Genomic DNA, 24,388 nt, shown 5'->3' on the forward strand with positions numbered 1-24,388 from the left:
GCCTAGCGCCTTTCCGCACGCCCCGCAAGCGCGGTGTCCACCGCGTACGGGAAATCTGGAGCGGGTAGCGGGAATCGAACCCGCGTATTCAGCTTGGAAGGCTGCTGCTCTACCATTGAGCTATACCCGCCCTTGTGAGGCTAAAGCCGAAATTGGCTTATCCCGAACCTCGCCAACAAGGCAAGTGGGGCTTGGGGATAGCTCCAGTTTTTTCACCTATCACAAGATTTCTGCACATGCGTGACGGAAGGGTGTTGACACCTTTGCGACAGCCAACCATAAACCGCCCCGACGAAACGCCCAGCGCTTCGTTGTCTCACCCGAGAATGTGGAGGGGTGGGAGAGTGGTTAAATCCATCAGACTGTAAATCTGACCGCTTAGCGTACACTGGTTCGAATCCAGTCCCCTCCACCACCTCGGCCCCAAGACGGGCCGGACGTATAGGCCCCCAGAGCGGGGCCTTAATTGTTTCCGAACCTCAGAACCGCGCGTTGAACGGTTTTAGCGTCTCGTAGAGCGACTGGAAGCGCTCAAACCGCTCTGTATAAAGAGCTGCCAGCCGCACGTCCGGTTCAAAACTCCGTTCGAACCGAACCAGCTGCCGCACAGCTGGCGCAAGAGCCTCAAAGGCCCCGCTGCCCACACCTGCCAGAATCGCAGCACCGAGCGCTGCAGCGTCCGGCACCACGGTACGCTTGAGGGTCATGCCCAGCACATCGGCGCGAATCTGGCACCAGACATCCGAGCGCGATCCGCCACCGCCGATATTGGCGACATCAATTTTCTTGCCCGCCGAATTGCTCAGCGCCTCAAACGCCCAGCGCACTGAAAAGGCGACGCCCTCCATCACCGAGCGCGAAATTTGAGCCGGGCCCGCATTTGCATCGAGCCGGGCAAAGGTGCCGCGCGACGCGCTATCCCAGATCGGCGCCCGCTCGCCCGCCAGATGCGGCAGGAAATAGGGCAGGTCGGCGCTCGGAACGCAGCTGCCGGCGAGGTCTGAAAGCTCCTGCGGGCTGCGCCCCAGCAAGGTCGATAACCAGGCCAGCGCCGCGCCGCCCGACTGCGTCGGTGCGGCATGCATACGCATCCCCTCGTAAGGCGGAAAGAGGATCACGCCCGGCGTCGGCACCACCTTGCTCGAAATGACGCCCGGAATTTCGCTGGTGCCGGACTGATACATGGCATCGCCATCTTCGACCACGCCGCAGCCAAACATGCCGGCCCAGGCATCCATCGCTCCCACCGTCACTGGAAGCCCTGCAAACGGCAGTCCCGCCCGTACACATCCGGCGATGTGATGAAATGGAAAGAGCGGCGGCAGCCTTTCAGCGCTGCCCGGCAAGAGATCGAGCAGTTCGCCCACATACGCGCCCGAGGCGCTCACCAGCCCCACCGCCGCGACCGGATCGCTCGATACGGCCCCCGTGAGCTTGAGTGCGACAAAATCCTTGGGAAGCAGCACATGCCGCGTGGCCGCCCAGTTCTGCGGCTCCGTCCGCGCCACAAAAGCCATGCGTGACAGGGCATGGCTGGCATCGATCGGCACCGGCCCGCCAAACCAGGCTGTTTTCTGTTCTGCCGTCACCTGTGCATCGAGCTTTGCAGCATCGCTGGCCGCCCGCGTGTCCTGCCAGGTGATCCCGGCCCGTACCGCTTCGCCCTTGCCATCGACAAAAACGTGCGAATTGACCTGTGAGGTGAGGCCAATACCCAAAACCCGCGCGGGATCGACGGCACCCGAAAACTGCCCCAGTGCGCCGAGCACGCCATCCATCCAGTCCTGCGGATCCTGCTCTGCCATGCCTGGAGTGAGCCGCGAGGTCGGATGCGGGCGCGAAAAGCTCGCCAGTTGCACGCCGTTCTGGTCGATCAGCGTTGCCTTTGTGGACGTCGTTCCGACATCGATTCCGATCAGGCAGAAATCCACGCCCGTTCTCCCCCAAATCCCGCTTGCTGTCCGGCAGGCGCCCCTTATAGTGCCTTGAAGCACAAGGAAAACAACCGCCAGCTGTCCCGCCGGCGGGGATAGCAGGAGGGCTCTTTCGTGTCGCTCAATAAATCCGCCCTGGCATTTGCCGGCATTCTTCTCGCAACCACTGCTCTGGGCACGGGCGCCGCGCTGGCTCAGGCCAAGGTCGCCATCGTCACACCCTACATGGCCCAGCCGGGTACGCAGTTCTATGTCGAGGCTTTTGAAGCCGTCGCCGCCGAGAACGATTGGGAAGTCAATGTTATCGACACCGCCGGCGACGTCGCCGCCGTCATCAGCCGCATTGAAGACCTCGTGGTGCAGAACGTCGATGCCATCGTCATCAATGTCGATCCGACCCAGGTGACCGCGGGTCTCCAGGCCGCCAAGGATGCCGGCATTCCCGTCTTCGGCATGGACGCCGGCGCCGATCCGCTCCTCGTCACCAATGTCACTTCCAACGGCTATGCCATGGCCGCCGAAACCTCCACTTACGTTGCTGACCGCATCAAGGGCGAAGGCAATGTGGTGATGTTCGTCTTCGACGCCTTCCCGCCCGTGCAGGTGCGCGGCGTCGTCGCCGATGCCGTCTTCGGCAATTTCCCTGACATCAAGGTCCTCGACCGCGTGACGCCCGACGTCTCCGATGGCGGCATTGCCGACAGCCGCGCCAAGATGGAAGCCATCCTCGCCGCCAATCCCGAACCCGGCAGCATCAAGGCGGTGTGGGCCGCCTGGGACCAGCCCGCCCTCGGCGCCCTGCAGGCCATTGAGGATGCCGGCCGCTCCGGCGAAGGCATCGTCATCACCGGCATCGACGCCAATCCCCAGGCTCGCGAAGCCATCGCCGCCGGCGGCAATTTCGAAGCCTCCGTCGCCCAGGATTTTGCCGGCATCGGCGCCGCAACTGCCGAAGCCGTCGCCCGCGTCCTCGCTGGCGAGGAAATCCTCCAGTCGGTGACCTATGTGCCGACCAAGCTGGTGACCGCGGCGAACGCTGCGGAATAACTTGCCGACTTGTCAGAAAATCCAATAGGGAAGGGGCCAACCATGGCCCCTTCTGTTCCTCTGCTGTCCGCAACCTCTGTCACCAAGGCCTATGCCGGCGTCCCGGCACTGTCCGGGGCAAGCCTCGTCATTGCACCGGGTGAAATCCACGCCCTGATGGGCGAAAACGGTGCGGGCAAATCAACGCTCATCAAGATCCTGGCTGGTGTCGTGGCCGCCGACACGGCTGAAATCACGGTCAATGGTGAGCGCGTTAGCATCGACTCGACCAAGGCCGCCTACCGTCTCGGCCTTCGCTTCATCCATCAGGAATTCAACGTCGTCCCGACCCTGTCGGTGGCCGAAAACATCTTCATGGGCCGCCGCTATCCGCGCCGCGCTGGCCTTCTGGTCGATTGGAAAGCCCTCAACAGCGAAGCCCAGCGCGCTCTCGATCGCCTCGGCATCGACCACATCGACCCCAGCCAGAACCTCGGCACCCTCAGCCTCGGCGACCAGATGCTCGTCCGCATCTCTGCCGCGCTTCTCGACGACGCAAAACTCTATGTCATGGACGAGCCGACTGCCGCGCTCACCCGCGACGAAAGCGAACGCCTCTTCCGCGTCCTGCGCGAAATCCGCGCCTCGGGCAGCTCCGTGCTCTACGTCTCTCACCGCCTCGACGAGATCATGGCCCTTTGCGACAAGGCCACCGTCCTGCGCGACGGCCGCTCCATCGACAGCGGCGCCCTAACCAACATCACCCATGACGATCTGGTCTCGCTGATGATCGGCCGCAAGGTCGAAGAAGCCTATCCCAAGGCCACGGCACAGCCGCGCGATACCACCGTCTTCGCGGCATCCGGCCTTGCAACCACGGGCCTCAATCCGGTCAGCCTTTCGTTACGCGAGGGCGAAGTGCTGGGCATCGCCGGCCTCTCCGGCTCCGGCCAGGCCGAACTCATCCGCGCCATCTTTGGTGACGCTAAGCGTACCGCCGGCACCATGACCCTCTCCGGCACGCCCTACATGCCATCCTCGCCCGCCGCCGCCTGGCAAAGCGGCGTCGCCTATGTCCCCCGCGAGCGTCGCGCCGAAGGCCTCGTCATGCGCCGGCCAATCTTCGAAAACATCACGCTGGCCCATCTCAAGCGCCAGAGCCGCGCGGGCACCTGGCTGACCCCCAATCGCGAAAAGAGTTTCGCCGCCGAACTCGGCGCCAATATGCGCCTCAAGGCTGTCGGCCCCGCGCAGGACGTCCTCGAGCTCAGCGGCGGCAATCAGCAAAAGGTCGTCTTCGCCAAGGCAGTCGCCGGAAATCCGCGCCTGCTCCTCCTCGAAGAACCCACCCGCGGCGTCGATGTCGGGGCAAAGTTCGATATCTATTCCATCGTCCGCGAACTCACCGCCAACGGCGCCGCTGTCATTCTCGTCTCCTCCGATCTCCCCGAACTGATCGGTATCAGCGACCGCATCGCCGTTATGCGCCAGGGCGAAATCACCACCATTGTCGACGCCGCAGGTCTGCGCGAAGACGATCTCATCAATCTCTGTTACGGCCGGCCCACCGGTATGGTTGCCTGAACATGCAGCTCTTTATCCGCCGCTACGGCACGCTGATCGGCTTCGTCGCCATCCTCGTCTTCTTTTCCGCCATGCTCCCCGGCACATTCCCCACGGCCCGCAACTGGCTAAACATCACCCAGCAGACCTCCATGCTCATGGTGGTGGCGGCGGGTATGACCATCGTCATGGTCATGGGCGATTTTGATCTTTCCGTAGGTTCCGCCGCGAGCCTCGCTGGCATCGTCGCCGCGCTGATGATGGCCGCCGGCCAACCCATCTGGGCCGCAGTCGCGGTAGCGCTCCTCGTCGGCCTCCTCGGCGGCGCCTTTAACGGCGCCATGGTCAGCCTCGTCGGCATTCTGCCCTTCATCGCCACACTGGCGACTATGACCATGTTCTCCGGCATCGCTTTCGTCGTCAGCGGGGGCAAGACCATTTCCGGCCGCGCCATTCCCGAAGATTTCGGTAATTTCGCCCGCGGTGGCATTCCGCTCGGCGAATGGGGCGGCGTAGCCGTCAGTCTGCCCAACCTCTCCATCATCGCCGTCGTCGTCGTGCTGGCTGTCTGGGTGCTGCTTGAGCAAACCACCTACGGCCGCCGCCTCTACGCGATCGGTGGCAATATGGAAGCCGCCCATCTCAGCGGCATCGCCGTAAAGCGCCTGCGCCTCATCGCCTTCTCGCTCACCGGCCTCGCGGCCGCCGCGGGCGGCCTGATGTATGCGAGCCGCGTTGCGTCGGCCAATCCGGTGCAGGGCAGCGGCCTCATGCTCAACGCCATCGCCGCCGTCTTCCTCGGCACCACCATGAGCCGCCACGGCGAACCGCGCATCCTCGCCACCGTCGTCGGCGTCATCGTGCTCGGCGTCCTCGACAACGGTCTTACCCAAATGAGCGTCGACAGCTATGTTCGCCAAGTCTTGGTGGGCGCGCTGATCCTCCTCGCCGTTGCGGCCAGCTCGGTCACGCAGGGCAGACGTTAATCGACAATCCCGAACATCGGCCCATAGCCGCCGTGCCAGGAAAAGTCATTGCGTCCCATCTCGGGCGAATAGAGCCCCACGCCACGCCCGCCATCGAGGAACAGCGCATTGGCGCAGACGAGCTTGTCCCGAAACAGCCGCGCGAACTCGTGAAAATTCACGCGCCCATCGCTGATGGCAAAGCGCACCACGCCATTCTCGCAAACACCGACCCCGCTTCGCCCCGTCTTATCCGTCGAATTGGGGATCAGCATGGGATGCAATTCCCCATCGATCACCAGCATCGGACCTGACTGCGTGGCAATCCGCGGCTCCATCTCCGCCGCGAGAAAAGCCTCTGTCGTCAGGATGCCGGCTTTGCCGTTCTGGTCGACATAGAAAACGCCATTTGGCTTCTTCAAAAAGTTCGGTATCGGCTGCGTGCCCGGAGCCACCTCCGCCGTGCTGATCCGAACCTTCTCCGCGCCGTCCTCGACATAAAGCCCCAGCGGCCTGAAATTGGTATCGTACATGCCGGCATTCATGGCGAAGCGCAGATCTTCGCCACCCGCCTTCAGCGAGTCCGCCAGCTTCGAGAACGACCGGTACGGCCCATCCTCGCCCTCCCAAAACAAGCTGATGTCCCCGGCATTGCCGACATCACAAACAGTATAGCGCGCGACCTCGAATTCTTCCGTCGCGCAACTCGGCGCAGCCAGGGAAGGGGTGATCACAAGGGCGGAAAATGCCCCGAAGAGCAGCGAGATGGCTGCGGTCCGAAGCGAAGCAGGGGGAGTAAACATGGGGCGATTGTCGCCGCCCGCTGTCCCGCGCACAAGTGCGACGCATCTTCGCGGGCGCGCCAACAAACGCAAAAAACCGCCAGACGGCGGTCATCAAAATCAAAAATATTGGAAATTATTGCCTGGCAGGGGCTGGGGGACTCGAACCCACGACCCTCGGTTTTGGAGACCGATGCTCTACCAACTGAGCTAAACCCCTTCAGGCGAGGGTGTGTCTAATAGCAAAGCGCGCGGCGTGCAAGTGGGTCATGTGCGTTCGCCCACAGTTTGCTCCCCGGTCACCACTTGGCAACCTCCTTGCTCCAGATTTGCTCGCGACAAATTGGGGGATCTGTCATGTGCCTGGCCTGTAACTCAAAAACCTTTGCTTCGTCGCGCCGCTCCGTTCTGCTGGGCGGCCTCGCAGCGCTCTCGGCCAGTGCGCTGCCAGCCTTTGCCCAGGAGCAGGCCGTCTCACCCGACGAGGCTCTCAAGCGCCTCGTGGAAGGCAATGCCCGCTACGTCGCCGGGGAGCGCACCAATATCGATTTTTCCGTCGGCCGCGCCGCGCGCGCCCTGACCCAGCGCCCCTTCGCCGCCATTCTGAGCTGCGCCGATTCCCGTGTCGCGCCTGAACTGGCCTTCGATCAGGGCCCCGGCGACCTCTTCGTCGTCCGCGTTGCGGGCAATTTCGTCAATGACGATGGCCTGGCCAGCCTCGAATATGCGATCAACTTCCTCGAAACGCCGCTGATCATGGTTTTGGGTCATTCCAATTGCGGCGCCGTCGATGCGGCCATCAAGGTAGTGCGCGATGGTCTCGCTCTACCCGGCCACTTGCCCGATATGATCGAGTCGATCCGCCCCGCCGCCGAAACCGCTCTGGCCCAATCGCCATCCGATCCGCTCGGCCTCGCCATCACGACCAATGTGCAAAACGCGGTAATACGCCTCGAAACAGCCGAGCCGATCCTCGCCGCCCGCGTCAAGAGTAGCGGCCTGCGCATCGTCGGCGCACAATACGATCTGGAAACAGGGCAGGTGACTCTGCTCTAGGGCGAAAACTACTCAGCCGCCATCGGCATGCGTTGCTGGTGGCGCAGCTTGAGCTTGTTGAGCTGGCGCGCAGCATGACCAAGCAGGGCATGCCGGATGGCTTCGGAGCTTGCAGCCCCGATATCGGCCTTCACCTTGAGGTCCAGCGTGTAGTCCGTGTGGGTGCCGAGGAAATCTTCGCCGATCCGCACGCGTACTGCGCCGACAACGCGCCCCGAAATGGCCTTGTGCGGGCCGAAATGCATCAGCTGGCAAGACTTGATTTCGAAAGACATGGAATGCCTCCCCCGGCGGCGCCACCTTTTGGTCGCAATTCAATCCAATTCCAACCTTGATTCGGAAGCAAGAGGCTTCCACAGGTTTTTCCAAATATGCTTTATGCCTGTTGCGTGCTTGCCTCGCGCGGGCGAAAGCCTTCCGTCCCGTTAATGACGGTTGCAATTGCATTCGAGATTGAATAGATACCCCCAATCCAGCCGTGCGGGAGTCCTGCGCGGCCTTTGGTTTTGCACCAAAACAACCGGAATCGACTATGGCCCGTACCAATCCGATCACCTTCCTGCAGCAGGTTCGCTCGGAAGTTTCCAAGGTCACTTGGCCGGGCCGGAACGAGGTTGTGATCTCGACCATCATGGTGCTGGTACTGGTGACCTTCGCGAGCTTGTTCTTCCTGCTCGCTGATCAGGTCATTTCGTGGCTGGTGTCTTTGATGCTTTCGATCCGCTAAGCGGATCAGGCGACTAACGAGGAGCGGCGAGGCGGCATGGCCAAGCGCTGGTACATTGTTCAGGCGTACTCGAACTTCGAGCGCAAAGTGGCTGATGCGATCAAGGAAAAGGTCGCCCAGACCAAGCTCGAACACCTGTTCGACGACGTCATCGTGCCGACCGAGAAGGTCGTCGAGATCCGTCGCGGCCGCAAGGTCGATACGGAACGCAAGTTCTTCCCCGGCTATGTGCTGGTGAAGATGGATCTTACCGATCAGACGTTCCATCTGATCAAGAATACGCCGAAGGTGACCGGTTTCCTGGGTGCTGATAACAAGCCCATGCCGATCTCCGAAAAGGAAGCCATGTCGATCCTGCAGCAGGTGCAGGAAGGCGTCGAGCATCCAAAGCCTTCCGTCAGCTTCGAGGTTGGCGAAAGCGTTCGCGTTTCCGACGGTCCCTTTGCCAGCTTCAATGGCATCGTGGAAGAAGTCGACGAGGAGCGCTCCCGCCTCAAGGTGGAAGTTTCGATTTTCGGGCGCCCCACTCCGGTGGAGCTCGAATACGGTCAGGTCGAAAAGGTCTAACCGCAGCGTTTTTGGCGAGAGCCAAAAATCGCCCCCAGCGTTTTGGCGCAAGCCAAAATCGCAACGGCGTTCAGCGCGAGCTGAATTGCCGAAAACCCGTGGAAGGGGATGGCGGTCGCCAAGCCGTCTATCAACCCCGCACCACGGCTCAACTGCCGGTTTCGGCACATAGAGGATAGAAAATGGCAAAGAAAATCGTTGGCTACGTTAAGCTGCAGGTTGCTGCGGGTTCCGCAACTCCCTCCCCGCCGATCGGCCCGGCTCTGGGTCAGCGCGGTCTGAATATCATGGAATTCTGCAAGGCCTTCAACGCGGCCACGCAGGAGATCGAAAAGGGTGCTCCGATTCCGGTCGTGATCACCGCTTACGCCGACAAGAGCTTCACCTTCGTGATGAAGCAGCCGCCGGTTACCTACTTCATCAAGAAGGCCGTCAACCTCAAGTCCGGTTCGAAGAACCCGGGCAAGGAATCGGCTGGCACGATCACGACGGCTCAGCTGCGTGAAATCGCCGAGAAGAAGATGGTTGATCTCAACGCCGACAACGTCGAGGCCGCAATCTCGATGATCGCCGGCTCCGCCCGTTCCATGGGCATCCAGGTCGAGGGCTGATTTAGATGGCAAAGATCGCAAAGAAGGTCGCCGCTGCTCGTGAGGGCATCGACCGCAACAAGCTCTATTCGCTCGACGCCGCTGTGAAGCTCGTCAAGTCGAAGGCTTCCGCCAAGTTCGACGAAACCGTCGAAATCGCGATGAACCTCGGCGTTGACCCGCGTCACGCCGACCAGATGGTTCGTGGCGTTGTTTCGCTGCCCAACGGCACCGGCAAGACCGTTCGCGTCGCCGTGTTCGCCCGTGGCGCCAAGGCTGACGAAGCCAAGGCCGCTGGTGCTGACATCGTCGGCGCCGAAGACCTCCTGGAAATCATCCAGAGCGGCAAGCTCGATTTCGATCGCTGCATTGCTACCCCGGACATGATGCCGCTGGTTGGTCGCCTCGGTAAGATCCTCGGGCCGCGCAACCTGATGCCGAACCCGAAGGTTGGCACCGTGACCATGGACGTGAAGGGTGCTGTCGGCGCTGCCAAGGGCGGTGCTGTCGAGTACCGCGTCGAAAAGGCCGGTATCATCCATGCCGGTATCGGCAAGGTCTCGTTCTCGGAAGAAGCACTTCTCCAGAACATCAAGGCCTTCACCGACGCCGTCGTGAAGTCCAAGCCTGCTGGCGCCAAGGGTACCTACGTCAAGAAGGTCTCCGTGTCGTCCACCATGGGCCCGGGCGTCCATGTCGAGCCGGGTACGGCTCTCTAAGAATTCCTAATTCCGGGCGGTTTCGGCCGCCCGGTGTCGCCTCTCGCAAGAGTGGCAAAAGTCCTGTCCGAGACTGCCGGCCGACTGCAAAGTCGTTAAGTCCATCCGGAGCCAGCAATAGACGGGGTGAGACACCGAAATTTCGGTTTCGGTTCGAACCTAGACCAGGGCCCTCTGGGCGCTCGGTTGGCAGGCACCTAACCGTTGCTCTCCGATCCGAAAGGGGAGGGGGCAGCAATTGGCAATGGTCCCTGCATGCTTCGGCATACTGGGCCTAGTCTAGTGGAGACTAGCATGGAAAAAGCGGAAAAGCGCGAAGTCGTAGCGTCGCTCCAGGAAGCCCTCTCGGGCGCTGGATCGATCGTCATCGCGCAGAACGTTGGTCTTTCCGTTGCCGCTTTCACTGATCTGCGCGTGCAGGTCAAGAAGGCGGGCGGCAAGGTCAAAGTCGCCAAGAACCGCCTTGCCAAGCTCGCTCTGAAGGAAACCGATGTCGCGGACATCTCGGGCCTGTTCACCGGCCCGACCGTGATTGCCTACGCGGAAGACCCGATCGTTGCGCCGAAAATCGCAGCGGCTTTCGCCGAGAAGAACCAGAAGTTCGTTATTCTCGGTGGCGCAATGGGTACGACTGCTCTTGACGTCGATGGCGTCAAGACCCTGGCAACTCTGCCCTCGCTCGACGAACTGCGCGCCAAGCTCGCAGGTCTGGTCAAGCAGCCGGCACAGAACATCGCTTCCATTCTCGTGCAGCCGGGTGCGGGCATTGCTCGCGTTCTCGCAGCGCACGCCGAAAAGAGCGAAGCGGCATAAGCCGTTCCGACCAAAACTACCTGTTCGAACTGAAACACAATCTGGAAAGAGTAAAAAATGGCCGATCTCGCCAAGCTCGTTGATGACCTCTCCGCCCTGACCGTTCTGGAAGCTTCCGAACTGTCCAAGCTCCTCGAAGAAAAGTGGGGCGTTTCCGCCGCTGCTCCGGTTGCAGTTGCTGCTGCTGCTGGCGCTCCGGCTGCTGCCGTTGAAGAAAAGACTGAATTCGACGTGATCCTCGCCTCCTTCGGCGACAACAAGATCAACGTCATCAAGGAAGTCCGCGCCATCACCGGCCTGGGTCTCGGCGAAGCCAAGGCCCTGGTTGAAGGCGCTCCGAAGGCCATCAAGGAAGGCGCTTCGAAGGCTGAAGCCGAAGACATCAAGAAGAAGCTTGAAGAAGCTGGCGCCAAGGTCGAACTCAAGTAAGTTCGCTTTAGCACTTGAAATTGGCGAGGTGGCGCTATATGTGCCATCTCGCTGTTCTGTTTTTACGGAACGATTCGCCGGGCCGATTGGATGGGTTCTGGCGCCAATTTGCGGAAATATATGACGATTTTGGATGTCGCGGGCACGTTGAAGCCTCTGTTGACTTCGCTTCGGGCATGGTCCCAAGCGGGTCTTTAGCTGTTTCTCACGTAGCTGTGATCACGCCCATCGGTCTGTGGGCGGGGTTAATGCGGCATCGAATAGACCTGACTACGGCATGTCTCCCGGTTTCGGGATAGAGGCATGCAGAAACTGAAGCGCCTTCAACCCTGAGGGCGAAAATGACTAACAGGCATATATCCCGAGCGCCGACGGCTGATAGTCGGGTCTTTGGATATCTGCCTCCGAGACAAAAGCAAAATGGAGCGCAATGCCTCGCTGGGGCAGGGCGCGACAACCAGAAACAGGAGCTTTCATGGCTACCACGTTCAACGGCCGCCGCAAGGTTCGCAAGTCCTTCGGTTCCATCCGCGAAGTCACGGAGATGCCCAACCTGATCGAAGTCCAAAAGGCTTCCTATGATCAGTTCCTCATGGTCGACGAGCCCAAGGGCGGTCGCGGTGATGAAGGGCTTCAGTCCGTCTTCCGTTCGGTTTTCCCGATCACCGACTTCTCGAACACTGCTTCGCTTGAATTCGTTCGCTACGAATTCGAACAGCCCAAGTATGACATCGACGAGTGCCGTGCGCGCGATATCACCTTCGCTGCCCCGCTCAAGGTCACGCTGCGCCTGATCGTGTTCGAAGTGGACGAAGAAACCGGTGCTCGCTCCGTCAAGGATATCAAGGAGCAGGACGTCTATATGGGCGACATGCCCTTCATGACGTCGAACGGTACCTTCATCGTCAACGGCACCGAGCGCGTCATCGTCTCGCAGATGCACCGTTCGCCGGGCGTGTTCTTCGACCACGACAAGGGCAAGACCCACTCGTCGGGTAAGCTCCTGTTCGCCGGTCGTATCATCCCGTACCGCGGTTCCTGGCTCGACATCGAATTCGACGCCAAGGACATCGTCTTTGCGCGTATCGACCGTCGCCGCAAGATTCCGGTCACTTCGCTGCTCAAGGCTTTGGGTATGGACGCCGAGGAAATCCTCGCGACCTACTACAATACCCTCAACTACGAAAAGACCGACAAGGGCTGGCGCGTTCCTTACGACGCCGAGAAGTGGAAGGGCGCCAAGCCGACCCACGATCTCATCGACGCCAAGACCGGCGACGTCGTCCATGAAGGCGGCAAGAAGCTCTCGGCCCGTCAGGCCAAGAAGCTGGCTGAAGAAGGCCTGAAGCACCTGCTCGCGGTCGATGCTGACCTCTATGGCACCTACATTGCCGAAGACATCGTCAACCTCAAGACCGGTGAAATCTACGCCGAAGCCGGTGACGAGCTCGACGAAAAGCTGCTGACCAAGCTTGTCGACCTCGGCTTTGACGAGCTTCCGATCCTCGACATCGACCACATCACCATTGGCGCTTACCTGCGCAACACGCTGGCCGTGGACAAGAACGAGACGCGTGAAGACGCGCTCTTCGACATCTATCGCGTCATGCGTCCGGGTGAACCCCCGACCGTGGACACGGCTGAAGCCATGTTCCAGTCGCTGTTCTTCGATAGCGAACGCTACGACCTCTCGGCCGTTGGTCGCGTCAAGATGAACATGCGTCTCGAACTCGACGCTCCGGACACCATGCGCACCCTGCGCAAGGAAGACATCGTCGAAGTCGTTCGCACGCTCGTGAACCTGCGCGATGGCCGCGGCGAGATCGACGACATCGACAACCTCGGCAACCGCCGCGTTCGCTCCGTCGGCGAACTCATGGAAAACTCCTACCGCCTTGGCCTGCTCCGCATGGAACGCGCCATCAAGGAGCGCATGAGCTCGGTCGAAATCGACACGGTCATGCCTCAGGACCTGATCAACGCCAAGCCGGCTGCCGCCGCTGTGCGCGAGTTCTTCGGCTCGTCCCAGCTGTCCCAGTTCATGGACCAGACCAACCCGCTCTCCGAAATCACCCACAAGCGCCGTCTTTCGGCTCTTGGACCTGGTGGTCTCACCCGTGAGCGCGCTGGCTTTGAAGTCCGTGACGTGCATCCGACCCACTACGGCCGTATCTGCCCGATTGAAACGCCGGAAGGCCCGAATATCGGTCTGATCAACTCGCTCTCGACCTTCGCCCGCGTCAACAAGTACGGTTTCATCGAAACTCCGTACCGCAAGATCGTCGATGGCAAGGTGACCGAGGACGTCGTCTATCTGTCCGCCATGGAAGAGGCCAAGCACTACGTCGCTCAGGCCAACGTCAAGGTGAACAAGGACGGCACGCTGACCGACGATCTGGTCGTGGCTCGCCACGCCGGTGACAACGGCCTGACGCCCAAGGAAAACGTCGACCTTATGGACGTTTCCCCCAAGCAGATGGTTTCGGTCGCTGCTTCGCTGATCCCGTTCCTTGAAAACGACGACGCCAACCGCGCTCTCATGGGCTCGAACATGCAGCGTCAGGCTGTGCCGCTGCTACGCGCCGAAGCCCCGTTCGTGGGCACCGGCATGGAGCCGGTCGTGGCCCGTGACTCGGGCGCCGCCATCGTTGCCAAGCGCAAGGGTGTCGTCGACCAGGTGGACGCGACCCGTATCGTTATCCGCGCAACGGAAGAAACCGATGCGTCGAAGTCGGGCGTCGACATCTACAACCTGATGAAGTTCCAGCGTTCGAACCAGTCGACCTGTATCAATCAGCGTCCGCTGGTCGTCGTCGGCGATCACGTCAACCAGGGCGATATCATCGCCGATGGTCCGTCGACCGAACTGGGCGATCTCGCCCTCGGCCGCAACGTGCTCGTCGCCTTCATGCCCTGGAACGGCTACAACTTCGAAGACTCCATCCTCCTGAGCGAAAAGATCGCGATGCAGGACGTCTTCACCTCGATCCACATCGAGGAATATGAAGTCATGGCCCGCGACACCAAGCTTGGTCCGGAAGAAATCACCCGCGACATTCCGAACGTTTCGGAAGAAGCTCTGAAGAACCTCGACGAAGCCGGTATCGTTCACATCGGTGCTGAAGTTCAGCCGGGCGACATCCTGGTCGGCAAGATCACGCCCAAGGGCGAAAGCCCGATGACGCCGGAAGAAAAGCTCCTCCGCGCCATCTTCGGTGAAAAGGCCTCGGACGTTCGCGATACCTCGCTCCGCGTTCCGCCGGGCGATGCTGGTACTGTCGTTGAAGTGCGCGTGTTCAACCGCCACGGCATCGACAAGGACGAGCGCGCCATGGCTATCGAGCGCGAAGAAATCGAACGTCTCGCCAAGGACCGCGACGACGAACAGTCGATCCTCGACCGTAACGTCTATGCACGTCTGAAGGAAATGCTGTTCGGCAAGGCCGCCACGGCTGGCCCGAAGGGCTATGTCGTTGGCACCAAGCTCAATGACTCCATCTTCGAAGCGCAGCCGCGTTCGAAGTGGTGGCAGTTCGCGATCGAAGACGACAAGGTCATGACCGAGATGGAAGCCCTCCATGCTCAGTATGAAGAAAGCCGTCGTCTGCTCGAACAGCGCTTCATCGACAAGGTCGACAAGCTCCAGCGCGGTGACGAACTTCCGCCGGGCGTGATGAAGATGGTCAAGGTCTTCATCGCAACCAAGCGCAAGATCCAGCCGGGCGACAAGATGGCTGGCCGTCACGGTAACAAGGGTGTGGTTTCCCGCATCGTTCCCGTCGAAGACATGCCGTACCTCGAAGATGGTACTTCGGTTGATATCGTGCTGAACCCGCTCGGCGTTCCGTCGCGTATGAATGTCGGTCAGATCCTTGAAACCCACCTGGGTTGGGCCTGCGCCGGCATGGGCAAGAAGATCGACCAGATGGTTCGTGCCTACCAGCGCAATGGTGATCTGAAGCCACTGCGTCTGGAAGTGCAGGAGCTGTTTGCTGGCGACACCGCCATCACCGATCTCGACGACGATGGCATGGTCCGCCTCGGCGAGCACCTCTCCAAGGGTGTGCCGATCGCGACTCCGGTCTTCGACGGTGCCAAGGAAGCCGACATTGTGGTCATGCTCGAAAAGGCAGGCCTCAAGGCTTCGGGTCAGTCGACCGTCTATGACGGCCGTACCGGTGAGCAGTTCGATCGTCAGGTGACGGTTGGCTACATCTACATGCTCAAGCTCGACCACCTCGTGGACAACAAGATCCACGCGCGTTCGATCGGTCCTTACTCGCTCGTCACCCAGCAGCCGCTCGGTGGTAAGGCGCAGTTCGGCGGTCAGCGTTTCGGCGAGATGGAAGTGTGGGCCCTCGAAGCGTATGGCGCCGCCTATACGCTCCAGGAAATGCTCACCATCAAGTCGGACGACGTGGCTGGTCGTACCAAGGTCTACGAAGCGATCGTCCGTGGCGACGATACCTTCGAAGCGGGCATCCCCGAGAGCTTCAACGTTCTGGTCAAGGAAATCCGTTCGCTCGGTCTCAATGTCGAACTCGACATGCGCGAAGTGGAAGACCCCAACCAGCCGGAGCTCGCACCTCCTCAGGAAGCGGCGGAATAATCCGGCACTTCCACCCCCATTCACCTTCCAACCCGACCGTCAGCTTGGCTGCGGTCGGGGCGGATAGAGGAGAGAATTGATGAACCATCATTCCCACGTCATGGACCCGTTCAACCCGGCCGTCCCGGTGCAGACCTTCGATCAGATGAAGATCTCCATCGCCTCGCCGGAAAAGATCCTTTCCTGGTCCTACGGCGAGATCAAGAAGCCCGAGACCATCAACTACCGTACGTTCAAGCCTGAGCGTGACGGTCTCTTCTGCGCGCGTATCTTTGGCCCCGTGAAGGACTACGAATGTCTTTGCGGCAAGTACAAGCGCATGAAGTTCAAGGGCGTCATCTGCGAAAAGTGCGGTGTTGAAGTCACCCTGTCTCGCGTTCGCCGCGAGCGCATGGGCCACATCGAACTGGCAGCTCCCGTTGCCCACATCTGGTTCCTGAAGTCCCTGCCGAGCCGCATCGCCCTGCTGCTCGACATGACCCTCAAGGATATCGAGCGCATCCTCTACTTCGAGAACTATGTTGTTCTCGATGCCGGTCTCACCCCGTTCACCCAGAACGAGCTTCTTACTGAAGAACAGTATCTGGATGCGCAGGACGAATACGGTGCCGACAGCTTCACCGCCAAGATCGGCGCTGAAGCCATTCGCGACATCCTGCTCAACCTCGACCTCGAAAAGATCGCTGCGGACCTCCGCGTCGAGATCGCCGAGTCGACCACCGAGCTGAAGCCGAAGAAGCTGGCCAAGCGCCTCAAGATCGTCGAGCAGTTCATCGTTTCGGGCAACAAGCCCGAATGGATGATCATGACCATCATCCCGGTCATTCCGCCCGAACTCCGCCCGCTCGTCCCGCTGGACGGCGGCCGCTTCGCTACGTCCGATCTCAACGACCTCTACCGTCGTGTGATCAACCGCAACAACCGCCTGAAGCGCCTGATCGAACTGCGCGCTCCGGACATCATCATCCGCAACGAAAAGCGCATGCTGCAGGAAGCTGTGGACGCGCTCTTCGACAACGGCCGCCGTGGCCGCACCATCACCGGTGCGAACAAGCGCCCGCTGAAGTCGCTGTCCGACATGCTCAAGGGCAAGCAGGGCCGCTTCCGTCAGAACCTGCTCGGCAAGCGCGTCGACTATTCGGGTCGTTCGGTCATCACGGTGGGCCCGTACCTCAAGCTGCACCAGTGCGGTCTTCCCAAGAAGATGGCGCTCGAGCTCTTCAAGCCCTTCATCTACTCGCGCCTCGAAGCCAAGGGTCTCTCCTCGACCGTCAAGCAGGCCAAGAAGCTGGTTGAAAAGGAAAAGCCCGAAGTCTGGGATATCCTCGACGAAGTCATCCGCGAGCACCCGGTTCTCTTGAACCGCGCGCCCACGCTGCACCGTCTTGGCATCCAGGCCTTCGAACCGATCCTGATCGAAGGCAAGGCCATCCGTCTGCACCCGCTCGTCTGCTCGGCTTTCAACGCCGACTTCGACGGCGACCAGATGGCTGTACACGTTCCGCTCTCGCTGGAAGCCCAGCTTGAAGCCCGCGTGCTCATGATGTCGACCAACAACATCCTGCATCCCGCGAACGGTCAGCCGATCATCGTGCCGAGCCAGGACATTGTTCTCGGTCTCTACTATCTGTCGATCGTGGCAGAGGGTGAGCCGGGCGAGGGCATGTCGTTCGGTTCCTATGCCGAACTCGAACACGCGCTCGACAACAAGGTCGTCACGCTCCACACCAAGATCAAGGCTCGCGTTCCCGCCTGGGACGAAAACGGCAAGCAGATCACCCAGATCGTCGACACGACTCCGGGCCGTATGCTGATCGGTCAGATTCTGCCCAAGAATCCGGCTGTGCCCTTCGCCACGGCGAACCAGCTGATGACCAAGAAGATGATCTCCAAGATGATCGACACCGTGTATCGCGGTTGCGGTCAGAAGGAGACGGTCATTTTCTGTGACCGCGTCATGCAGCTCGGCTTCAAGAACGCCTGCGACGCCGGCATTTCGTTCGGCAAGGACGACATGGTTATCCCTGCGTCCAAGTACACGATCGTGGAAGACACCCGTAAGCTGGTCGAGGAATTCGAGCAGCAGTACAATGACGGCCTGATCACTCAGGGCGAAAAGTACAACAAGGTTGTCGACGCCTGGGCCAAGTGCGGTGACAAGATCGCCGAAGAGATGATGAAGGGCATTGCTGCCGTTCAGATCGACAAGGAAACGGGTCGTCAGAAGCCGATCAACTCGGTTTACATGATGAGCCACTCCGGTGCTCGTGGTTCACCGGCCCAGATGAAGCAGCTCGCCGGCATGCGCGGCCTTATGGCCAAGCCGGACGGCTCGATCATCGAAACGCCGATCACCGCGAACTTCAAGGAAGGCCTCAACGTTCTCGAGTACTTCAACTCGACGCACGGTGCCCGTAAGGGTCTGGCCGATACCGCTCTGAAGACCGCAAACTCGGGTTACCTGACCCGTCGTCTCGTCGACGTGGCACAGGACGCGATCATCATCGAAAATGATTGCGGCACCGAACGCGGCCTGACCATGGAACCGATCGTCGATGCTGGCCAGATCGTGGCTTCGCTCGGCCAGCGCGTTCTCGGTCGTACGACTGCCGACGACGTCTTCCACCCGCTGACCGGCGACCTGATCGCTCCGAAGGGCACTCTGCTCGAAGAGAAGCATGTCGACGTGATCGAAGAAGCGCGCATCCAGTCGATCCGCATCCGTTCGCCGCTGACCTGCGATCTCCGCCAGGGCTGCTGCGCCGCTTGCTACGGCCGTGACCTTGCTCGTGGTACCCCGGTCAATATCGGTGAAGCTGTCGGCGTTATCGCCGCCCAGTCGATCGGTGAACCCGGTACTCAGCTCACCATGCGTACGTTCCACATCGGTGGTACGGCCCAGGTGGTTGACTCCTCGTTCCTCGAAGCCGGTGCCGAAGGCAAGATCGAAGTTCGCAACCCGAACCTCGCGACTGTCGAAGGTGGCAAGCAGGTCGTCATGGCCCGTAACGTGTCGCTCGTCATCCTCGATGGCGAAGGCAAGGAACGCGCCACCCACAAGGTGACCTACGGCTCGAAGCTCCTCGTCAAGGCCGGTGACTCTGTCCGTCGTGGCCAGCGTCTGGCCGAATGGGATCCGTACACCCGTCCGATCCTGGCCGAAGTCGAAGGCGAGGTCCTGTTCGAGGATCTGGTCGACGGTGCTTCCGTTGCGGAAAACACCGACGAAGCCACCGGCTTCACCAAGCGCGTTGTCATCGACTGGCGCGGCAACCAGCGTGGTGAGGGCCTCAAGCCCGCACTCGCCATTGCCCGCGGCGGTTCGGTTGCCAAGGTGGACCGTGGTGGCGACGCCCGCTACCTGCTCTCCGTCGACGCGGTTATCGCCGTCGAGCCGGGTGAAAAGGTTGCGCCGGGTGACGTTCTCGCGCGTATCCCGCTCGAAAGCGCCAAGACCAAGGACATCACCGGCGGTCTGCCGCGCGTTGCCGAACTCTTTGAAGCTCGTCGTCCGAAGGATCACGCCATCATCGCTGAGATCGATGGTACCATCCGCTTCGGCCGCGACTACAAGAACAAGCGTCGCGTCATCATCGAGCCGACCGAGGACGGTGCTGATCCCGTTGAATACCTGATCCCGAAGGGCAAGCCGTTCCACCTCCAGGAAGGCGACACCATCGAGAAGGGCGAATACATCCTGGACGGCAACCCCGCTCCGCACGACATCCTTGCCATCAAGGGCGTCGAGGAACTGGCACGCTACCTCGTCAACGAGATCCAGGAAGTGTACCGCCTCCAGGGCGTGTTGATTAACGACAAGCACATCGAAGTGATCGTTCGCCAGATGCTGCAGAAGGTCGAAATCGTGGATCCGGGTGAGTCTGGCCTGCTCAAGGACGAGCAGCTCGACAAGCTCGACTTCGACGAGCTCAACGACGCGCTGGTCAGCGAAGGCAAGAAGCCGGCAACCGCCAACCCGGTTCTGCTCGGCATCACCAAGGCTTCGCTCCAGACCCGCTCCTTCGTGTCCGCGGCTTCCTTCCAGGAAACCACCCGCGTGCTCACCGAAGCTGCCGTGTCCGGCAAGGCCGACCTTCTCGAAGGCCTCAAGGAAAACGTCATCGTCGGCCGCCTCATCCCGGCCGGTACCGGTGCCGGCCAGACCAAGGCCAAGCTCATCGCCTCCAAGCGCGACGACCTCATCCTCGAGGAACGCCGCCGCCAGGCCGAAACCACCCGCCTCGCAGCGCCCGCTGCCGAGTAAGGTTTTCGAACCAAAGAATAGAAAAGGGGCCCCGCAAGGGCCCCTTTTTGTTTGCCCACCCAGGCCTTCACCCCCCGAACCGTCACCCTCGGGCTTGACCCGAGGGCTCTACACTTGCGGCGCTTTGGCTAAGTGAAGTCTCCTCGGGTCAGGCCCGAGGGTGACGCCTCGTGGTTGAGCCTATACGCGGGTAGGGGTGATAAGAGCCCCGCTGTCATCCCCCATTCACCCGCCTGCAATCGCGCCTTCACGCCCGGGGCCTAGAAAATCCCACCATCGCCCGACGGAGGTTTTCCATGCTGTCCAAGACTAAAATTCTCGCCGCTCTCGCTATTCTCCTCGCCACGCCCGCCTTCGCCCAGGACGCGGCAATGAAGGTCGACCTCCTCGGCTCGATCACGCTGCCGACCGGTCTCATCATCGCCGGCGAGGAATTCGGCGGCATCTCCGGCCTCGACTACGACGCCCGCTCCGGCCTCTTCTACGCCATCTCCGACGACCGCTCGCAGCGCGCTCCGGCCCGCTACTATGAGATCGGCCTCAAGATCGACGCCAAAGGCCTTTCCGCCGTCGACGTCATCCGCCGCGTGACCCTGCGCGACCTCGAGGGCAACGCCTTCCCCTTCAATGGCATCGACCCCGAATCCATCCGCTTCAACCCGGCCACCCGCACCATTCTCTGGTCGAGCGAAGGCGACGTTTCCGGCCGCCCCGGCATCTACGAAGCCCGCCTCGACGGCACCATGCTTCGCTCCTTCGCCGTGCCGGACTACTATTTCCCTAATGCCGACAAGACTACCGGCGTCTACAGCAACCTCGCCTTCGAAGCCCTGACCCTCTCGGCCGACGGCAAGACCCTCTACGCCGCCACCGAAAACGCCCTCGCGCAAGACGGCGCCAAAGCCACCCTCGAAGCTGGCTCGCCCTCTCGCGTCATTGCCTTAGACCTCGCCTCGGGCCAGCCGACCGCCGAATACATCTACGAAACCAACCCGATCGCCATCGCGCCAACCGCGACCACCGGCGACATCTTCAACGACAACGGCGTCTCCGAATTCCTGACCCTCGATGACGGCCGCTTCCTTGTGGTGGAACGCTCCTTCGCCTCGGGCGTCGGCAACCAGATCAACTTCTTCGCTGCTAGCCTCGATGGCGCCACCGACATCAACGGCCAGGAAAAGGCCGCTGCCGACGCCGTGGCCATCACCAAGGAACCAGCCTTCACCCTCGCTGAAGGCGATTTCGGCCTCGACATCGACAACATCGAATCCCTCACCTTTGGCCCGGAAGTCGATGGCAAGAAGACCCTGGTCATCGCCTCCGACAACAACTTCAACGCCAACGGCCAGTTCACCCAGTTCGTGGTTCTCACCATCGCAGAGTGATTTTTCCGACAAAAGGGAAGGGGCCCTTCGGGGGCCCTTTTCGTTTCTCAGCGATAAAGCCCGTCGAGATACCGCCCGACAATCCGCCGCAGCGCCTGCTCCTCGTCCCCAGGCTCTGCCGATATCGTCGCGAGAAACCCGGTGCCCTCGATCAGCGCCAGGCATTGATCGGCAATATCCTCGGCCTCGACCGCGCGCGTGAGCTGTCTCGCCTCCTGCTCCTTCAGCGCCGCCTCGACGATCTGCCGGCGAGCCAGTGCCAGCCGCTCCTGCAGCTGCGGGGTAATCTTCGGCGCAATGGCGATCAGAAACCGAAAATAGGCCAATCGATCCGGCGTCGCCTCAGCCACTGCGGCCAGCATGCCGCAATAACCCTCCACCATGGACATGACGCAGGCACGCAGGCTTTTCTGCGCCTCAACCCCGCTCTGTTCTCCGGGCAGGAAACGCAGGAAGAACTGCTCGATGGCCGCCTCGAACAGCTCCTCCTTGCTGCGAAAATAGTGATAGACCGCGCCCTTCGAGAGCCCGCTGGCCTTCATCAGGTCCGAGAGACTGGTCCCCTCATAGCCATGTTCGAGAAAGAGGCGCAGGGCGTGGCTCGCCAGCAGCGCCTGAGTGTCGGTTTGGGTCATCGGATCGAGCGATACATGCAGAAACTGGTGAACGGGCCAAGCTCCAGCCGTGCGGTCTGGATAAAGCCGAGTTTTGCATACAATGGCACATTCACCGGATTCTCGGTATCGAGCGCCACCCCCGCCGCGCCCATCTCCGCCGCCGCATCTGCGGCCGCTTCAATCAGCACCCGCCCAAGCCCCTTGCCCTGATGCCTCGGGTCCACGCCCACCATCGTGAGATAGGCATGGGGCTCCCGCGGCGCGGCCGCACGCGTAACGTTGAGATAGCGATTAAACAGCGCCGTGCTTGTCCTCGGAAGCCGCAATGCGACCGGCAAAAACCGGATGGCCGCACCCACCAGCCGCAGCCCATCAACCAAACCTCGTCCTTCGGGTGGCTCGACGAGCACACAGCCCGCAAGCCTCTCCCCCTCGAAGACGCCCAACCGCCTCCCACGCACCAATTTGGTCATGTCGAACATGAAGGACAGAAACGCCCGCAATGCCTCCGGTCGTTCGCCGATTGCCGCAACGATCAATGGATCCCACCGAAACGCCGCCGCCATCACCTCTATGAAGGCCCCGCGGTCCGACGCCTGCAATGCCCGGACCGTCATGACCGCGCCTCGGCCCGGTGATCGACGGAGAAATTCACCATTACCTTGAGCATGAACAGCAATCCCACAGCCGCAAGCAGTGTGGATTGGCCGGCCAGAAAAATCAGTGCACTTCCGCCCACGGCAAAGAGCAGGCCCGCAGCAACCCGCTGCCCGGACCCCCGCGGCAGCGCATTCACCGCCACCCCGCCCGCAATCGTATAGGCCCAGATCGCTGCAGCCATCACCATGTCGAGGTTGAGCAAAAAAGCGACCGCCAGGATGTGGACATGCACCGCCAGAAACACCAGGCGGTTTCGCGGTCGCGCCGCATAGAAGTCATTGGTTCCTGCCGTCAGGTTGGCAATGCACCCCGCCGCAATATCCGCGATCAACAGCAGCGCCAGTGCCGACCGCCAGATCGGCACCTCGGCAAAAGCCGCAGGCGCCAGCAACACGGCAGCAACCGGTACACCCAGCCCGAAGGCGATGATCCCCACCAGTTCGAGCGGTTGCTGCTGCTCGCCAAAAACATCGTGCAGCCAGGATGGTATCGTGAGAGTGCGCAACATCAAATCCTCCAGACCGACCGGTTGGTATGTTGTTGCATTGAAGTTGTCAATGGAGGGCCCAAGGACGCAGGACCATGTCGCCCGGCCCGAAAAAGTCCTCTCTTGACCATGACAGATAAAAATGGAATGTTTGTTTCGTGATGGATCCAAAATGGAATGTATAAGCCATTTGTGATCTTCGTTCACAAGGGAGGAAATCGATGAACATTCTGACGAAGGGCCTGGCGGCCCTGGCGCTGGCTGCCATTGCATTGCCGGCCGTTGCAATCCCGGCCGCGGCCGAGGGCGAGCGGTTCGTGCTCGTGTCGCACGCGCCGGATTCCGACAGCTGGTGGAACACCATCAAGAACGCCATTGCCTTGGCGGGCGAGCAGATGGGCGTGACCGTTGAATACCGCAATCCGCCGACCGGCGATCTCGCCGACATGGCTCGCATCATCGAGCAGGCGGCGGCGTCCAATCCGAACGGCATCATCTCGACCATTGCCGACTTCGACGTTCTGTCTGGCCCCCTCGGCGATGCCGTGGCGCGCGGCATTCCCGTCATCACCATCAATTCGGGCACGGTGGAACAGTCCAAGCAGATCGGTGCGCTGCTCCATGTCGGCCAGCCCGAATACGACGCCGGTTTCGGCGCCGGTGAAAAGGCCAAGGCCGCTGGCGTCACCAGCTTCCTTTGCGTCAATCACTACATCACCAACCCGGCTTCGGTTGAACGTTGCCAGGGCTTTGCCGACGCGCTCGGCGTTGAACTCGGCAACCAGATGATCGATGCCGGCCAGGACCCCGGTGAAATCCAGTCCAAGGTCGCCGCCTATCTCCAGACCAATCCTGATACCAACGGCATCTTGACCCTGGGCCCCACCTCGGCCCATCCGACCATCGCCGCGCTCAATGACAACGGCAAAGCCGGCGCCATCTTCTTCGGCACCTTCGACCTTTCGGGCGAAATCGCCGCTGCGGTCAAGGATGGCACCATCAACTTCGCCATCGACCAGCAGCCCTACCTACAGGGCTACCTGCCAGTGGTCATCCTGACCAATCTGGCCCGCTACGGCGTGGTCCCGGGCAATTCGATCAATTCCGGCCCGGGCTTCATCACCAAGGACAATATTGCTCTCGTCGAGCAATATGCCGGTCAGTACCGCTGATCTTTACGAGCTCGGGGCCGCCT

At 61.1% G+C, this 24,388-nt stretch carries 20 protein-coding genes and 3 tRNA genes; 15 read left to right on the forward strand and 8 right to left on the reverse strand.

From position 1 onward, the window contains the following. Nucleotides 1–56 precede the first annotated feature (56 nt). Nucleotides 57–130 (reverse strand) — tRNA-Gly (locus tag ACSQ2A_RS05340). Nucleotides 131–330: 200 nt separating this feature from the next. Here ACSQ2A_RS05340 and ACSQ2A_RS05345 point away from each other — a divergent pair. Then, nucleotides 331–415: transfer RNA gene (locus tag ACSQ2A_RS05345), tRNA-Tyr, on the forward strand. A 64-nt stretch (nucleotides 416–479) separates the two neighbouring features. Here the strand turns inward: ACSQ2A_RS05345 and ACSQ2A_RS05350 are convergent. Beyond that, nucleotides 480–1,931, reverse strand: coding sequence for a xylulokinase (locus ACSQ2A_RS05350; protein WP_436071375.1), 1,452 nt, complete (start codon nucleotides 1,929–1,931; stop codon nucleotides 480–482). Between the two features lie 117 nt (nucleotides 1,932–2,048). Here ACSQ2A_RS05350 and ACSQ2A_RS05355 point away from each other — a divergent pair, with 117 nt between their 5' ends. From ACSQ2A_RS05355 to ACSQ2A_RS05365, 3 genes are read left to right on the forward strand one after another with little or no spacing between them, the layout of a single operon-like run. Continuing rightward, entirely contained in the window at nucleotides 2,049–2,981 is a 933-nt protein-coding gene (locus ACSQ2A_RS05355; RefSeq protein WP_436071376.1) for a substrate-binding domain-containing protein, read from the forward strand. A gap of 42 nt (nucleotides 2,982–3,023) precedes the next feature. Beyond that, nucleotides 3,024–4,544 carry a sugar ABC transporter ATP-binding protein gene (locus ACSQ2A_RS05360; RefSeq protein WP_436071377.1) on the forward strand — a complete coding sequence of 507 codons (1,521 nt, stop codon included), beginning with the start codon at nucleotides 3,024–3,026 and terminating at the stop codon, nucleotides 4,542–4,544. A gap of 2 nt (nucleotides 4,545–4,546) precedes the next feature. Continuing rightward, complete coding sequence (locus tag ACSQ2A_RS05365) at nucleotides 4,547–5,509, forward strand: ABC transporter permease (RefSeq protein ID WP_436071378.1); 963 nt, start codon at nucleotides 4,547–4,549, stop codon at nucleotides 5,507–5,509. On the opposite strand, the gene ACSQ2A_RS05370 is transcribed toward ACSQ2A_RS05365, so the two are convergent. Beyond that, nucleotides 5,506–6,291, reverse strand: coding sequence for a phosphodiester glycosidase family protein (locus ACSQ2A_RS05370; protein ID WP_436071379.1), 786 nt, complete (start codon nucleotides 6,289–6,291; stop codon nucleotides 5,506–5,508). The two genes, ACSQ2A_RS05365 and ACSQ2A_RS05370, sit on opposite strands and share 4 nt — an antisense overlap. A gap of 123 nt (nucleotides 6,292–6,414) precedes the next feature. Then, nucleotides 6,415–6,490: transfer RNA gene (locus tag ACSQ2A_RS05375), tRNA-Trp, on the reverse strand. A 137-nt stretch (nucleotides 6,491–6,627) separates the two neighbouring features. Here ACSQ2A_RS05375 and ACSQ2A_RS05380 point away from each other — a divergent pair. Further along, complete coding sequence (locus ACSQ2A_RS05380) at nucleotides 6,628–7,326, forward strand: carbonic anhydrase (RefSeq protein WP_436071380.1); 699 nt, start codon at nucleotides 6,628–6,630, stop codon at nucleotides 7,324–7,326. Nucleotides 7,327–7,334: 8 nt separating this feature from the next. Here ACSQ2A_RS05380 and ACSQ2A_RS05385 read toward each other — a convergent pair whose 3' ends face one another. Continuing rightward, nucleotides 7,335–7,601, reverse strand: coding sequence for a hypothetical protein (locus tag ACSQ2A_RS05385; protein WP_436071381.1), 267 nt, complete (start codon nucleotides 7,599–7,601; stop codon nucleotides 7,335–7,337). Between the two features lie 257 nt (nucleotides 7,602–7,858). Between ACSQ2A_RS05385 and secE the strand changes: the two genes are divergently transcribed. The 9 genes from secE to ACSQ2A_RS05430 all read left to right on the forward strand — a co-directional run bounded on the left by secE (nucleotide 7,859) and on the right by ACSQ2A_RS05430 (nucleotide 21,429). Further along, on the forward strand, nucleotides 7,859–8,053 hold the full coding sequence (secE, locus tag ACSQ2A_RS05390) for a preprotein translocase subunit SecE (protein ID WP_436071382.1): 195 nt from the start codon (nucleotides 7,859–7,861) through the stop codon (nucleotides 8,051–8,053). A gap of 36 nt (nucleotides 8,054–8,089) precedes the next feature. Next, nucleotides 8,090–8,620: a transcription termination/antitermination protein NusG gene (gene nusG / locus ACSQ2A_RS05395; RefSeq protein WP_035080778.1), complete on the forward strand. Its 531-nt coding sequence runs from the start codon at nucleotides 8,090–8,092 to the stop codon at nucleotides 8,618–8,620. A 182-nt stretch (nucleotides 8,621–8,802) separates the two neighbouring features. Next, nucleotides 8,803–9,231: a 50S ribosomal protein L11 gene (gene rplK, locus ACSQ2A_RS05400; RefSeq protein ID WP_035080780.1), complete on the forward strand. Its 429-nt coding sequence runs from the start codon at nucleotides 8,803–8,805 to the stop codon at nucleotides 9,229–9,231. Between the two features lie 5 nt (nucleotides 9,232–9,236). Then, the gene (rplA, locus tag ACSQ2A_RS05405; protein ID WP_436071383.1) at nucleotides 9,237–9,929 is read left to right on the forward strand and encodes a 50S ribosomal protein L1; all 693 of its coding nucleotides are present in this window, start codon (nucleotides 9,237–9,239) and stop codon (nucleotides 9,927–9,929) included. 294 nt (nucleotides 9,930–10,223) lie between these two features. Next, nucleotides 10,224–10,742 carry a 50S ribosomal protein L10 gene (rplJ, locus tag ACSQ2A_RS05410; protein ID WP_436071384.1) on the forward strand — a complete coding sequence of 173 codons (519 nt, stop codon included), beginning with the start codon at nucleotides 10,224–10,226 and terminating at the stop codon, nucleotides 10,740–10,742. A gap of 57 nt (nucleotides 10,743–10,799) precedes the next feature. Beyond that, the gene (rplL, locus tag ACSQ2A_RS05415) at nucleotides 10,800–11,171 is read left to right on the forward strand and encodes a 50S ribosomal protein L7/L12 (protein WP_436071385.1); all 372 of its coding nucleotides are present in this window, start codon (nucleotides 10,800–10,802) and stop codon (nucleotides 11,169–11,171) included. A gap of 475 nt (nucleotides 11,172–11,646) precedes the next feature. Then, complete coding sequence (gene rpoB, locus ACSQ2A_RS05420) at nucleotides 11,647–15,780, forward strand: DNA-directed RNA polymerase subunit beta (protein WP_436071386.1); 4,134 nt, start codon at nucleotides 11,647–11,649, stop codon at nucleotides 15,778–15,780. 79 nt (nucleotides 15,781–15,859) lie between these two features. Further along, complete coding sequence (gene rpoC / locus ACSQ2A_RS05425; RefSeq protein WP_436071387.1) at nucleotides 15,860–20,044, forward strand: DNA-directed RNA polymerase subunit beta'; 4,185 nt, start codon at nucleotides 15,860–15,862, stop codon at nucleotides 20,042–20,044. Between the two features lie 296 nt (nucleotides 20,045–20,340). Continuing rightward, on the forward strand, nucleotides 20,341–21,429 hold the full coding sequence (locus tag ACSQ2A_RS05430; RefSeq protein ID WP_436071388.1) for an esterase-like activity of phytase family protein: 1,089 nt from the start codon (nucleotides 20,341–20,343) through the stop codon (nucleotides 21,427–21,429). 47 nt (nucleotides 21,430–21,476) lie between these two features. On the opposite strand, the gene ACSQ2A_RS05435 is transcribed toward ACSQ2A_RS05430, so the two are convergent. Genes ACSQ2A_RS05435 through ACSQ2A_RS05445 form a run of 3 tightly spaced genes read right to left on the reverse strand, consistent with a single transcriptional unit; the run spans nucleotide 21,477 to nucleotide 23,214 of the window. Beyond that, nucleotides 21,477–22,064: a TetR/AcrR family transcriptional regulator gene (locus ACSQ2A_RS05435; protein ID WP_436071389.1), complete on the reverse strand. Its 588-nt coding sequence runs from the start codon at nucleotides 22,062–22,064 to the stop codon at nucleotides 21,477–21,479. Beyond that, nucleotides 22,061–22,663 carry a GNAT family N-acetyltransferase gene (locus tag ACSQ2A_RS05440; protein WP_436071390.1) on the reverse strand — a complete coding sequence of 201 codons (603 nt, stop codon included), beginning with the start codon at nucleotides 22,661–22,663 and terminating at the stop codon, nucleotides 22,061–22,063. Before ACSQ2A_RS05440 ends, ACSQ2A_RS05435 begins: the two co-directional genes overlap by 4 nt. Further along, nucleotides 22,660–23,214 (reverse strand): hypothetical protein, encoded by a 555-nt coding sequence (locus ACSQ2A_RS05445; protein ID WP_436071391.1) that lies wholly within the window; start codon nucleotides 23,212–23,214, stop codon nucleotides 22,660–22,662. The genes ACSQ2A_RS05440 and ACSQ2A_RS05445 overlap by 4 nt, the downstream gene beginning before the upstream one ends. A gap of 200 nt (nucleotides 23,215–23,414) precedes the next feature. On the opposite strand from ACSQ2A_RS05445, the gene ACSQ2A_RS05450 reads away from it, so the two are divergent. Beyond that, nucleotides 23,415–24,365: a sugar ABC transporter substrate-binding protein gene (locus tag ACSQ2A_RS05450; protein WP_436071392.1), complete on the forward strand. Its 951-nt coding sequence runs from the start codon at nucleotides 23,415–23,417 to the stop codon at nucleotides 24,363–24,365. Nucleotides 24,366–24,388: the final 23 nt, after the last annotated feature.

The sequence above is a fragment of the Devosia sp. LjRoot3 genome (assembly GCF_964252865.1).
GTDB lineage: Bacteria > Pseudomonadota > Alphaproteobacteria > Rhizobiales > Devosiaceae > Devosia.